Source organism: Polynucleobacter sp. MWH-CaK5 (assembly GCF_018687615.1).
In the GTDB taxonomy this organism is placed as follows: domain Bacteria; phylum Pseudomonadota; class Gammaproteobacteria; order Burkholderiales; family Burkholderiaceae; genus Polynucleobacter.
In genome coordinates, this window is the sequence record NZ_CP061299.1 from 659,634 (window position 1) to 673,081 (window position 13,448).

A 13,448-nucleotide genomic window follows, 5' to 3' on the forward strand; every position below is an offset into this window, starting at 1 on the left:
AGCCAGACATCCTTAACCCAAATATAAACAGATTCCCTTTTTAAATTTATGACTCCTGAACAGCTCAAGCTGGTGCTTGAAACTGCACTCTTATGTGCAGATGAACCCATGACAATGAACGATTTGCGTCGTTTGTTTTTAGAAGAACTTTCTGCAGAGGAGTTGAATGAGGCTTTATCTCAGATTCAGGCAGATTGGGCAGAAAAGGGCATGGAGCTTTTAGAGCTTGCGACGGGCTGGCGTTTTCAAAGTCGTTTGTCGATGCGTGAGTATTTGGATCGCTTGACGCCTGAGAAGCCACCGAAGTACTCAAGAGCTGTGATGGAAACTTTGGCCATCATCGCTTATCGTCAACCAGTGACGAGAGGTGAGATTGAAGAGATTCGTGGCGTGACTGTGAGCTCAAATGTGGTGAAACAGTTAGAAGATCGCGGTTGGATTGAAGTAGTGGGTCATAAAGACACCGTCGGACGTCCTGGTCTATACGCCACAACGCGCCAATTTTTAAATGATTTAAGTTTGACCACTTTGCAAGAATTGCCAATGCTCGATGATGCTTCAGCTCAAGCTGAGTCTGTGGCTCAGCGAGTGATGGAGTTTGAGGGTGAACCAACAGTTGCTCCTGAAGGCGCTTCAGACGTGACTGATGTAGCTGACACATCAAACGACCAAGTGTCGACACCAACTGAAGTAAGTGATGCTGAAGTTGATGCTAACGATACGCAAACCAATAACGAAAAAACTAATGACTAGTCCTGAATTTGAATCTGAACAGCCCGCCAAAGTGGATGGGCAAGAGGCTGGTGAAACTAGCGAGACTCGACCAAAAAGAACCAGTCGCAGTCCATACAACAAGACGCGCAGCAGACGTCCACGCGATGAAAATGCGCCCGCCGGTGATCAGCCTGCAAATGACAATCAAGTGACTGAAGCCGGTGCTGGTGACCAACCAGCAGTGGAGGGTGAGCAAGCAGCAAGATCTCCTCGCGGTCAGCGTCCTCCAAGAGGTGATCGTGGTGATAGGTCTGCCAGAGGCCCAAGAAATAAAGGTAATAACGGTGACAGAGGTGACAGAACAAATCATCCTTCACGTCATCAAGAAGCCAAAGCCAGTCCGGTCAGCGAAGAAAGCCAAGCTTTATTTGCATCCGTGGTTTCTGGGGAGTTTGATGCCACATTGGACACGCCAGAAGTTGAAACAGAAGTGACTCATGACATGGTCGCTCAAACATTGGCTGAATTAGAGACCGAGTCTCATTCATCTGAATCAGAAACAAAAGAAGCTCAAGCTGAAGAAGATGCAATGCCAGGCTTGCAGTTCTCTAGTGTTGATGAACTGCCATTAAGTTTGCGTGATGAAGTTTGGTCTGATCTTGATGATGTCGATGAGGAAGGTTTCGACGAAGACACTGTTAAGTTGCACAAGGTTCTAGCTGATGCTGGTATGGGCTCTCGCCGTGACATGGAAGACCTGATCATTCAGGGTCGTGTTTCTGTAAACAGTATGCCGGCGCACATTGGCCAACGTGTTGGACCAACGGATCAAGTCAAAATCAATGGCAAGATGGTTCATCGCAAGATTCAAACAAAACCACCGCGCGTGATTCTTTATCACAAGCCGGCGGGTGAGATTGTTAGTCAATCAGATCCAGAAGGTCGTCCAACCGTATTTGATCGCTTGCCAAAAGCTAAGCAAGGTCGTTGGATTGCAGTGGGTCGTTTGGACTTTAATACTGAAGGCTTGTTGTTATTCACAACTTCAGGTGAGTTAGCGAATCGTTTGATGCACCCTCGTTATGGTGTTGAGCGTGAATACGCAGCACGTATTTTGGGTGACTTAGAGCCAGAGCAAGAAAAGCTTTTAAAAACAGGTATCAATTTAGATGACGGTGTTGCTAAATTCTTGCGCTTAGTCAGTGGTGGCGGAGAAGGTGCTAATCGTTGGTATCACGTGGCATTAACAGAAGGTCGTAACCGTGAGGTTCGCCGCATGTTTGAGGCGGTTGGCCACATTGTGTCTCGTTTGATTCGAACACGCTATGGCTTGTTTGTTTTGCCTCCAAGATTGCGTCGTGGTCGCTGGGAAGAAGTTCCATCAGATCAAATTGTGCAGCTCATGAGAATGGCTGGCTTGAAAGTTCCTCAGGGCATGGGTGAAAAATCTCGCCGTGATCCACGCGAGGGCGGCAACCGTGCCCCACGTGAACACAGTGGCGGTCAACCTGATCCAATGCAAACCTCAGTGTCTTACTGGGGATCTAAGGACGCATTAAGACAAGCATCCAACACCAACCGCTTTGCTCAAGGTCATGCAGATGATCGTGGCGGCAGATACAAGGGCAGCAATGGTGGTGGAAGAGGTAAACCAGGTCAGGGTGGTAAGCCTGGTCAAGGAAAGCCAGGTCAAGGCGGTCGCTCAGGAGGTTTTGGGCAGCGTCGTGACGAGGATAGTCAAGCTGGCGTGCACCACGGTAGTGCATTTGGCAGTGGCGCTGATAAACCTCGTTCTGGTCAAAAATTCGGTAAAAAAGGTCCAGGTCAGGGCGGTTCTCGCTCCGGTCAGGGGCAAAATCGCTCTCCAGGTGGTAAACCTGGGGGTAAATTTGGTAAAAAGTTCTCAAAACCGAGCTAAATTGTCAGTAAAGCTAGGGGATATCCCTTGGCAGGACTGGCAAGTTCTTATATAATTCAACTGTTTAGTAGTTCCGGCTAAAGTTGCGTTCAACGTAGGTCGGGCATGTTCTTTTTGTTTAGGAATATGGGCTATATGCCCATTTTTTTTTGGTGAAAGAAAACGTAACAGTCGATGGCGAACGAACAAGTTCTGATTGCTGACGCTCTTAAGAGCCTGGGGTACCTACTCGTTGATATCGAACGAGAAGGTCGTGGCTTATTGCGCGTCACAATTGAAAACGTTGATTATGAGCGTCCGATTGATATTACTGATTGTGAAAAAGTAAGCCGTCATCTGAATTACAGCTTGCCTGTAGATAACGTTAACTACGATCGATTGGAAGTTTCTTCACCAGGCTTGGACCGACCTGTAAAAACAGTAGCTGACCATGTCCGATTCATGGGCTTGGAAGCAAACGTTAAATTACGCGTCGCACATGCTGGCCGAAAGAATTATGTAGGTGTTTTGCAGGGCTTGATCAGTGGTGACGCTGATTCTGTTGATGCCAAGTTGGGTCTGTTAATTAAAAACACAGATGGCAGCGAGGCAATGTTTGAATTTACTCTGGCCGAGGTTGAAAAAACTCGGTTGGTTCCCGTAGTTGATTTCAAAGGAAGAAAATCATGAGTCGTGAAGTCCTCATGCTAGCTGACGCTTTAGCACGCGAGAAAAACGTTGAACGAGATATCGTATTCGAAGCACTTGAGATGGCCTTGGCCTCTGCAAGTAAGAAACGTTACGAAGAAGATGTGGATATTCGCGTTGCCATTGATCGCAACACTGGCGAATATGAAACATATCGTCGTTGGTTGGTGGTGCCTGATGAGGCCGGTCTGCAAGAGCCAGACAAAGAGATTCTTTCTTTTGAAGCCAAAGAACAAATTGCTGACATTGAAATCGGTGACTTCATTGAAGAGCAAGTTGAGTCTGTTGCTTTTGGTCGTATCGGTGCGCAAACAGCTAAGCAAGTGATCTTGCAGCGCATTCGTGATGCTGAGCGTGAGCAGATTTTGAATGACTACTTAGAGCGTGGCGAAAACGTCATGACTGGTACTGTGAAGCGTGCTGACAAAAATGGTTTGATCATTGAGTCTGGCCGTGTTGAAGCCTTATTGCGTCGCGATCAAATGATTCCAAAAGAAAACTTGCGCAGCGGTGACCGCGTGCGTGGTTTCATTTTGAAAGTAGACCGTGAAGCTCGCGGTCCACAAATTGAGTTATCAAGAACAGCTCCAGATTTCTTGATCAAATTATTTGAGAATGAAGTTCCTGAAATGGAACAAGGTTTATTAGAGATCAAGGGCGCCGCTCGTGATCCTGGTATCCGTGCAAAGATTGCAGTGGTTGCCCACGACAAGCGCATTGACCCAATTGGTACTTGCGTTGGTGTGCGTGGCACACGTGTGACAGCGGTTCGTAATGAAGTTGCTGGCGAAGCAGTGGATATCGTTTTGTGGTCTGAAGATCCAGCGCAATTTGTAATTGGTGCTTTAGCGCCTGCTCAAGTTCAATCAATCATGGTGGACGAAGAGAAGCATGCGATGGACGTGGTTGTTGATGAAGAAAACTTGGCGATCGCCATTGGCCGCAGTGGTCAAAACGTTCGCTTGGCCAGTGAATTAACTGGATGGCACATCAACATCATGACTCCTGAAGAGTCTGCTCAGAAGACTGAAGAAGAATCAGAAAAAGTACGCGCTTTGTTCATGGATAAGTTGGACGTGGACCAAGAAGTTGCGGATATTTTGATTGAAGAAGGCTTCAATAGTTTGGAAGAAGTTGCATACGTGCCTTTGTCAGAAATGCTAGAAATTGATGCATTTGATGAAGATACGGTAAATGAATTGCGTACTCGCGCACGTGACTCGTTGTTAACGATGGAGTTGGCAAAAGAAGAGCGTGTTGAAGAGGTATCGCAAGATCTACGTAGCTTAGAAGGTATGACTACGAATCTTGTTGCCAAATTGGCGGAAGGTAATGTCCATACCCGTGATGACCTAGCGGAATTGGCTGTTGATGAGTTAGTGGAAATGACTGGCATCAACGAAGAAGACGCAAAAGCTCTCATTATGAAAGCTCGTGCACACTGGTTTAACTGATTCATAAGGGGTTCGCATGGCGACCACGACCGTAGAAGATTTGGCAAAAGAACTGAAGCGCACTCCAGCAGCATTGCTGGAGCAGCTTCAGGCTGCCGGAATTAATAAAACAGCAGCGGAAGATAAGCTGACTGAAAAAGATAAAACGAAATTGCTTGAGCATTTACAAGTGGCTCATGGTTCGGATACTGCTGCACGCAAAAAAATTACATTAACTAAGCGTGAAACAACTGAGATTCGCCAAGCAGACTCTGCTGGTAAAACTCGCACTGTTCAAGTTGAGGTTCGTAAAAAGCGCGTATTGGTCAAGCGTGATGAATCTGCTGCAGAAGAGCCAGCACCAGAGGTTGAAAAGCCAGCCAAGGTTTCAGTGGAAGCTGCACCAGCTAGCATTTTGGATGATGCTGAGTTAGCAAAGCGTGAAGCTGAAGCCAAGCGTCAAGCTGAGTTATTGGCTCGTCAAGAAGCTGATATGCAAGCTGAGATGGATCGCAAAGCTCGCGAAGAATCTGAAAAGGCTGAAGCAAAAACAAAAGCTGCTAAGGCTGATAAAAAAGAAAAAACAAGCGCTGAAGAAGAAAAAACTAAAGCTGAAAACGAAGAAAAAGAAAAGGTAGCCGCTACTGCAGCTGCCAAAGTTCGTGATGATGAATTGGAAAGCATTCGCGTGCGTCGCGCCAAGGCTGAAGCTGAAGCTTTAGCGATTCGTGACATGATGAATGCGCCAGCCAGAGTTCTTAAGGCTGCCAAACCACCAGAAGAAGAAAAGAAGGGCACTCTTCACAAGCCAGTCAAGGCTGAGGGTGCAGATGACAAGAAAAAAGATAAAGTTAAGCCAGGTGCTAAAACGATCAAATCAACCGAGTCATCTTCGACTTGGAATGAGGATGGTAAGAAGCGCGCTGGCGGATTAAAAACTCGTGGTGACACAACCGGTGGATCAGGTAACTGGCGCACAGGTGGTGGCAGAAGAAAAAATCAACAGCAAGCATCTGATGTGCCAACTAACTTTGTTGCGCCAACTGAACCAGTGGTGAGAGATGTTCATGTTCCAGAAACAATCACTGTTTCTGAATTGGCTCACAAGATGTCAGTAAAAGCAGCTGAAGTAATTAAGTTGTTGATGGGTATGGGCCAAATGGTTACCATCAACCAAGTTTTAGACCAAGACACAGCGATGATCATCGTTGAAGAGATGGGTCACAAAGCTTTTGCTGCTAAGTTAGATGAGCCAGATACAGATCTATCAACTGAAGCGCATGATGCTGAGTTGATCACAAGACCACCAGTGGTTACTGTGATGGGTCACGTTGACCACGGTAAAACATCTTTGTTGGACTCTATTCGCCGCGCCAAGGTTGCATCAGGTGAAGCGGGTGGTATCACCCAGCACATTGGTGCTTATCACGTAGAAACTCCACGTGGCATGATCACATTCTTGGACACGCCGGGTCACGAAGCCTTTACGGCAATGCGTGCTCGTGGTGCTCAAGCGACTGACATTGTTATTTTGGTGGTGGCTGCAGATGACGGCGTGATGCCGCAAACCAAAGAAGCGATTGCCCATGCTAAGGCAGCGGGTGTGCCATTGGTTGTTGCAATCAACAAAATTGATAAACCAGATGCCAATCCAGATCGCGTCAAGCAAGAGTTGGTCGCTGAAAGTGTTGTGCCTGAGGAGTACGGTGGTGATTCACCGTTCATTCATGTTTCAGCAAAAGCTGGCACAGGTATTGATGAACTTTTAGAAAACGTTTTATTGCAAGCTGAAGTTCTTGAGCTAAAAGCTCCTAAGGATGCAGCTGCCAAGGGTCTTGTGATTGAGGCGCGCCTTGATAAAGGTAAGGGTCCAGTTGCAACTATCTTGGTTCAATCAGGCACATTGCGTCGTGGCGATATGATTTTGGCGGGTTCATCTTTTGGTCGTGTACGTGCCATGTTGGATGAAAACGGTAAGCCTTGTAATGAGGCAGGCCCATCGATCCCAGTTGAGATTCAAGGTCTATCAGAAGTCCCAGCAGCCGGTGAAGAGGTGATTGCAGTTGCTGATGAGCGCAAAGCTCGTGAGATCGCTTTGTTCCGTCAAGGCAAGTTCCGTGATGTGAAGTTGGCGAAACAGCAAGCTGTGAAACTTGAAAGCATGTTTGAAAACATGGGTGAAGGCAGTGTTGAAGCTAAGAGCTTGCCAATCATCATCAAAGCAGACGTTCAAGGTTCTCAAGAAGCTTTGTCACAGTCATTGCAGAAGCTTTCAACTGCCGAAGTCAAGGTGGTGATTGTTCACGCAGCGGTTGGTGGCATCACTGAAACTGATATCAACTTGGCCGTAGCTTCTAAAGCGGTTGTGATTGGATTTAATTCTCGTGCTGATGCATTGGCTCGTAAGTTGGCAGAAGCCAATGGCGTAGACATTCGTTACTACAACATCATCTACGATGCTGTTGATGAAGTGAAGGCTGCGATGAGCGGTATGTTGACGCCAGAGAAGAAAGAAGAAATCACTGGTTTGGTTGAGATTCGCCAAGTGATCCAAGTATCTAAGGTTGGTTCTGTTGCTGGTTGTATGGTTCTTGAAGGTATCGTCAAGCGATCATCACGCGCACGTTTGTTGCGCAACAACGTGGTAGTTTGGACTGGCGAATTGGATTCATTGAAGCGTTTCAAAGATGACGTCAAAGAGGTGAAGGGTGGTTTTGAGTGCGGTTTATCACTTAAGAATCACAACGACATCCATGAAGGCGATCAACTAGAGATATTTGAAGTTACAGAAGTGGCAAGAACACTTTAATAGCTTTATACAACAAACATGCCCGTAAAAAATCATCGCAATCAACGTGTGGCCGACCAAATCCAAAGGGATTTGGCCGAGCTCATTCCGCGCGAGATTCGTGATCCGAAAGTCGGCTTGATCACATTGCAGGCAGTTGAGCTAACAACCGATATGGCGCACGCAAAAATCTTCTTCACAGTTCTTGGAGCTGAGCCGGAGAATGCGTTGGCAGCTTTGCGTGAAAAAGCTGGTTACTTACATTCATTGCTGTTCAAGCGTTTGCACATTCACACAGTCCCGACTTTGCATTTTCATCATGATGAATCTGTGGCTCGTGGCGTTGAAATGTCACGTTTAATAGATCAAGCTCTGCGCGACGATAAGGCTTAATCATGCCCCAAGGTATTCACGGGGTGGTTCTTCTGGATAAGCCAGAAGGAATCAGCTCACAAACTGCAGTCACGATTGTCAAGCGAGCATTTGATGCGGACAAGGCTGGGCATACGGGTACTTTGGATCCTATGGCCACTGGTTTGTTGCCGGTGTGTTTGGGTGAAGCAACAAAATATTCACAAGATTTATTGGATGCAGATAAAACTTATTTAGCAACCATCAAGTTCGGTGAGAAAACCTCTACAGGTGATGCAGAGGGTGAAGTGATTGAAGTTAAAGAAGCTAATTTTGATGTGACGGATGCCTATCTTTTGCAAGAAAAATTAGCTGAAGTGGCATTGAAGTTCACGGGTGAAATTGCACAGATTCCTCCGATGTATTCAGCCTTGAAGCGTGATGGTAAGCCTTTGTATGAATATGCCCGCGCAGGTGAGACATTGGAGCGAGAAGCAAGGATGATCACGATTCATTCATTGAAATGGGTGGATGTGTCATGGCCAGTGGCTCAATTAGAAGTTTCATGCAGCAAAGGAACGTATGTCAGAACCTTGGCTGAGGATATTGGTGATTATTTAGGTGCCGGTGCTCATTTGATTGGCTTGCGCCGCGAAAAGGTGGGCCATTTGAGTTTGGGTCATGGTGTTACTTTAGAAACCGTCAAAAATAATCATCAAGAAAACAATATCAAGCCTGAGTATTTACTGCCAGTAGATGCTCTCGTACAAGACCTCAACTCATTGGGGCTTACAAATGAAGAGGCAGATCGCTTGCGTCTTGGGCAAAGAGTCCCAGTCAGTAAAGCGGGTAGTAATGAAGAGTTAATGAGGATTTATCGCGGCACGATTGAATCTTGTAATTTTATGGGTACCGCAGACTGGCGCAAGGGTGTATTGCACCCACGTCGTTTGATTGCCCAAGCAGCAGCAGTAACGAATTTAACCAATTGAAAAAAGTGAAAGCAGAACCATGAGTAATATTCGCGCCTTAAGAAACATCGCCATCATTGCCCACGTTGACCACGGTAAAACAACCTTGGTGGATCAACTACTTCGTCAATCAGGCACATTCCGTGACAACCAACAGGTTGCTGAACGTGTGATGGACTCAAATGATATTGAAAAAGAACGTGGTATCACGATCTTGTCTAAAAACTGTGCGGTGGAGTATGAAGGTACTCACATTAACATCGTTGACACCCCAGGACACGCTGACTTCGGTGGTGAAGTTGAGCGCGTTCTATCGATGGTTGATGGTGTGTTGCTATTGGTTGATGCTGTTGAAGGCCCAATGCCACAAACACGTTTCGTGACAAAGAAAGCTTTGGCACTTGGCTTGAAGCCAATCGTGGTGGTTAACAAAGTAGACCGTCCAGGTGCGCGTATTGATTATGTTGTGAATGCAACATTTGAACTATTTGATAAATTGGGTGCAACTGAAGAGCAGTTGGACTTCCCAGTTGTTTACGCATCAGGTTTGGCTGGTTACGCAGGTTTGACACCTGAAGTGCGTGAAGGAACCATGGCTCCTTTGTTTGAAACGGTCTTGAAATATGTGCCGATTCGTGACGAAGATCCAGAAGGTCCTTTGCAATTCCAAATTTCTTCAATTGATTACAACAGCTATGTTGGAAAAATTGGTGTGGGTCGTATCAGCCGCGGTACTGTTAAAGCTGGTCAATCAGTTATTTGCCAAAACGGTCCAGATGGCACGCCATTCAATGGTCGTGTAAACCAGGTATTGAAGTTCCAAGGTCTTGAGCGTGTTCAGGTGGATCAAGCCGCTTCTGGCGATATCGTTTTGATCAACGGTATTGAAGATTTGGCGATTGGTACAACAGTGTGCGCACCAGATAAAGTTGATCCATTGCCGATGTTGAAAGTGGATGAACCAACTCTAACGATGAACTTCATGGTTAACACCAGCCCATTGGCTGGACGTGAAGGTAAATTCATTACCAGCCGTCAGATTCGTGATCGTTTGCAACGCGAGTTAAAGTCAAACATGGCTTTGCGCGTGAGCGATACAGATGATGACACTGTGTTTGAAGTTTCAGGTCGCGGTGAATTGCATTTGACTATTTTGATTGAAAACATGCGTCGTGAAGGTTACGAGCTTGCAGTTTCTCGTCCTCGCGTGGTTTTCCATGAAGAGAATGGCGTCAAAACTGAGCCGTATGAAAACTTAACGGTGGACGTTGAAGACACTACTCAGGGTGGTGTGATGGAAGAGTTGGGTAAACGTAAGGGTGAATTGCAAGACATGGTGTCTGACGGTAAAGGTCGTACACGTCTTGAGTACAGAATCCCAGCGCGTGGCTTGATCGGTTTCCAGGGCGACTTCTTAACGATGACTCGCGGAACTGGTTTGATGAGCCACACATTTGATGCTTACGGTCCAATGAAAGAGGGCATGGTTGGCGAGCGTCACAATGGCGTATTAATTTCTCAAGACGATGGTGAAGCAGTTGCTTATGCTTTGTGGAAGTTGCAAGATCGCGGCCGCATGTTTGTGGTTCCTGGTGATGCACTTTACGAAGGTATGGTGATTGGTATTCACAGCCGTGACAATGATTTGATCGTTAACCCAATCAAGGGTAAGCAATTAACCAACGTTCGTGCTTCAGGTACTGATGAAGCTGTGCGTCTTGTGCCAGCGATTCAAATGTCTTTGGAGTATGCGGTTGAATTCATTGCAGAAGACGAGTTGGTTGAAGTCACACCTAAGAGCATCCGTATCCGTAAGCGCTACTTGAAAGAGCATGAGCGTAAGAAGGCAAGTCGCGAAACAGCGGCTTAATGGAACGCCATTGAACCTAGGTAAGATCAATAAAGCCGCAACCATCAAGTTGCGGCTTTATGGTTTCTGAAATAGCAAAAAATACCAACTATCATGGACATTAAAAACGGCGTTGGCCCTAGTAAAGTATTTATTAAAAATACTGAAAAAGCCCATGTCTATTTAATTGATTTTTTAGTTGAAAAATTCTCTCAGATTCCAAAAGAAGAATGGCTTAAGAGAATGGATCAAGGCCTCGTTCTGGATGAGGAGGGCATCCCTCAGTCTGCGAGCGATCAGTGTCGAATCAATACATTCATCTACTATTACCGAAGTATTGAAGTAGAGGAATCAATTCCGTTTCAGGAGTTAATTGTTTATGAAGATGATCATTTACTCATTGCTGATAAACCTCATTTCTTACCTGTTACCCCAGCAGGGCATTACTTACAAGAAACACTGCTCGTTCGCCTAAAAAATAAAACAGGCATTAAAGACTTAACCCCAATCCATAGAATCGATCGTGAGACTGCTGGCTTGGTGGCATTCTCAAAAAGGGCCCAAGATCGTAATCTCTATCAAGTTTTATTCAGAGAGCGTCAAATTAAAAAGACTTATGAAGCGATTGCGCCTTATCAAGAACATCTGAAGGATCAATTCCCAATCGAGCGTGTGAGCAGAATTGAAGAGTCTGATATTTTTATTCAGATGCAAGAAGTTTCTGGAGAATCTAATTCAGACACGGTCATTCAATTATTGGAGGTGAGCAAGCCGTGGGCCAGATATCAGCTTGAACTTGGTACTGGTAAGAAGCATCAATTAAGGGTTCATATGAATGCTTTGGGGATGCCAATCAAACATGACAAGATTTATCCGAACATCATTGCACAACCGAAAGTGGGTAAAGACTTCTCAGAGCCATTGCAACTTTTAGCCAAACAACTGAGTTTTAAGGATCCTGTGACTCAGTTAGAACATGAGTTTCAGAGCTCGTTTGTACTTTCTCTATAAAATCACGTGATGTCGAATAACACCAAACGCATAGCCGTTGCCCCGATGATGGATTGGACTGATCGTCAGTGCCGAACATTCCATCGAAGCCTCACCAAAGAAGCTGTTCTTTATAGCGAAATGGTGACCACTGGTGCTTTGATTCATGGCGATGTTCCAAGACACCTTGATTTTGATGAAGTGCAGCACCCGGTTGTTTTGCAGTTGGGTGGCAGTGAGCCACAAGACTTGGCAACTTCAGCAAAGTTGGCTCAGCAGTGGGGCTATGACGAAGTTGATTTGAACTGTGGCTGTCCATCAGAAAGAGTTCAACGAGGATCATTTGGTGCTTGCTTGATGGCTGAGCCAGACTTAGTGGCGGATTGTGTGAAGGCCATGGTGGATGCTGTTGATATGCCCATCACTGTGAAGCACCGCATTGGCTTGAATGAAATGAACGTTCAAGATAATCAAGCAGACTATCAGTTCACTTTGGATTTCATTTGTAAAGTGGCTCAGGCAGGGGCTAGTCAGGTGACTATCCATGCCCGCAATGCAATTTTGAAAGGTCTTTCTCCAAAGGAGAATCGAACCATTCCTCCATTGCGTTACGAGATTGCCAAACAATTGCGCATAGATGCGCAAAAGCACTTTCCTCATTTAAAAGTTTTGCTGAATGGCGGCTTAGAAAATAATGGAGATATTGCGCGCTATTGGAATGACTTTGATGGATTCATGATTGGCCGAGCCGCCTATCACACGCCTGGAATGATGTTGGACTGGGATGAAATGTTATCAACCGAGGGCCAGGCTTTTGGCCACTTCTTTGGGGTGGATCAATGGAATCGCATCACTGAAGAATTGATCGGTCAATGTACACGCTGGCTCAAGCATTGTGAAGCCACTCAGCAAGTCTTCCATTTGGCGGCCATTACCCGTCATATTCTGGGTTTGGCTCACGGCAAGGGTGGTTCAAGGCAATGGCGTAGGAAGTTGTCGGACTATCGTTTATTGAGCGCGGTCAAGACGGAGCAAGACATTCGCGCCTTTTTTGAGGACGCCAATCGGGAGCTCAGAATGTATGTTGAACATGACGATCAGGACAGGTTATAATCTTACTTCTCTACGGTGGCTGTAGCTCAGTTGGTAGAGTCCAGGATTGTGATTCCTGTTGTCGTGGGTTCGAGCCCCATCAGCCACCCCAAATTCAAAAAGCCCCTGTGGAATATAACCATCGGGGCTTTTTCATTAAATTCAATTAAGATACCCAATAGATTTCTAATGAGGCTGCCATGAAACTTTCTAAATATGTCCCTGTGATTATTTTTTCAACGCTTTTGCCAAGTATTGTCATGGCTAATGGCGAAGCTACTTATAAGCAAGTGTGTATGTCTTGCCACTCATCCGGTGTGGCTGGAGCGCCTAAAGTTGGTGATAAAGCCAAGTGGGCTCCCTTGATCAAAGAAGGGCAGGCGATTTTGACTGCGCACGGCTATGTTGGGGTGAGAGGTATGCCAGCCAAAGGTGGTAAGCCTGATTTGAGCGTTGATCATTTTGCAAAAGCCTTGGTGTATATGGTTAACCAATCAGGCGGTACCTGGAAAGATCCTGATGCTAAAACTTTAAAAGCAATTGATCTGGAAATTGAAGCGCGCAAAAAAGAATTAGCAAAGAAAAAGTAAAACAAGGTCTTTAAGTATTACCAAACAAGAAAGGGCTTCACTGATTTGAAGCCCTTTTTTATGGT

At 45.9% G+C, this 13,448-nt stretch carries 11 protein-coding genes and 1 tRNA gene; all 12 read left to right on the forward strand.

The genetic code is table 11. The annotated features are described in order from the left end of the window. Window positions 1–108 precede the first annotated feature (108 nt). The 12 genes from scpB (at window position 109) to GQ367_RS03500 (ending at window position 13,383) form a co-directional block, all read left to right on the forward strand. Window positions 109–753, forward strand: a complete 645-nt coding sequence (gene scpB, locus GQ367_RS03445; protein WP_251370202.1) for an SMC-Scp complex subunit ScpB — start codon at window positions 109–111, stop codon at window positions 751–753. Then, window positions 746–2,632: a pseudouridine synthase gene (locus GQ367_RS03450; protein WP_251370203.1), complete on the forward strand. Its 1,887-nt coding sequence runs from the start codon at window positions 746–748 to the stop codon at window positions 2,630–2,632. Before scpB ends, GQ367_RS03450 begins: the two co-directional genes overlap by 8 nt. Before the next feature lie 174 nt (window positions 2,633–2,806). Continuing rightward, entirely contained in the window at window positions 2,807–3,301 is a 495-nt protein-coding gene (gene rimP, locus GQ367_RS03455; RefSeq protein WP_215291503.1) for a ribosome maturation factor RimP, read from the forward strand. Further along, complete coding sequence (nusA, locus tag GQ367_RS03460; RefSeq protein WP_215291505.1) at window positions 3,298–4,773, forward strand: transcription termination factor NusA; 1,476 nt, start codon at window positions 3,298–3,300, stop codon at window positions 4,771–4,773. The genes rimP and nusA overlap by 4 nt, the downstream gene beginning before the upstream one ends. Before the next feature lie 16 nt (window positions 4,774–4,789). Beyond that, on the forward strand, window positions 4,790–7,561 hold the full coding sequence (infB, locus tag GQ367_RS03465) for a translation initiation factor IF-2 (protein WP_215291507.1): 2,772 nt from the start codon (window positions 4,790–4,792) through the stop codon (window positions 7,559–7,561). Between the two features lie 18 nt (window positions 7,562–7,579). Further along, window positions 7,580–7,933: a 30S ribosome-binding factor RbfA gene (rbfA, locus tag GQ367_RS03470; RefSeq protein WP_089516499.1), complete on the forward strand. Its 354-nt coding sequence runs from the start codon at window positions 7,580–7,582 to the stop codon at window positions 7,931–7,933. Between the two features lie 2 nt (window positions 7,934–7,935). Beyond that, window positions 7,936–8,883: a tRNA pseudouridine(55) synthase TruB gene (gene truB, locus GQ367_RS03475; protein ID WP_215291509.1), complete on the forward strand. Its 948-nt coding sequence runs from the start codon at window positions 7,936–7,938 to the stop codon at window positions 8,881–8,883. Window positions 8,884–8,911: 28 nt separating this feature from the next. Further along, window positions 8,912–10,732 (forward strand): translational GTPase TypA, encoded by a 1,821-nt coding sequence (gene typA / locus GQ367_RS03480; RefSeq protein WP_215291873.1) that lies wholly within the window; start codon window positions 8,912–8,914, stop codon window positions 10,730–10,732. A gap of 93 nt (window positions 10,733–10,825) precedes the next feature. Continuing rightward, window positions 10,826–11,722, forward strand: coding sequence for a pseudouridine synthase (locus tag GQ367_RS03485; protein WP_215291511.1), 897 nt, complete (start codon window positions 10,826–10,828; stop codon window positions 11,720–11,722). A 9-nt stretch (window positions 11,723–11,731) separates the two neighbouring features. Beyond that, window positions 11,732–12,814, forward strand: a complete 1,083-nt coding sequence (dusA, locus tag GQ367_RS03490) for a tRNA dihydrouridine(20/20a) synthase DusA (protein ID WP_215291513.1) — start codon at window positions 11,732–11,734, stop codon at window positions 12,812–12,814. Between the two features lie 15 nt (window positions 12,815–12,829). Further along, a tRNA-His gene (locus tag GQ367_RS03495) sits at window positions 12,830–12,905 on the forward strand. A gap of 88 nt (window positions 12,906–12,993) precedes the next feature. Next, a complete protein-coding gene (locus tag GQ367_RS03500) occupies window positions 12,994–13,383 on the forward strand; it encodes a cytochrome c5 family protein (protein WP_215291515.1) in 390 nt (129 codons plus the stop codon). The last annotated feature ends 65 nt before the right edge of the window (window positions 13,384–13,448 follow it).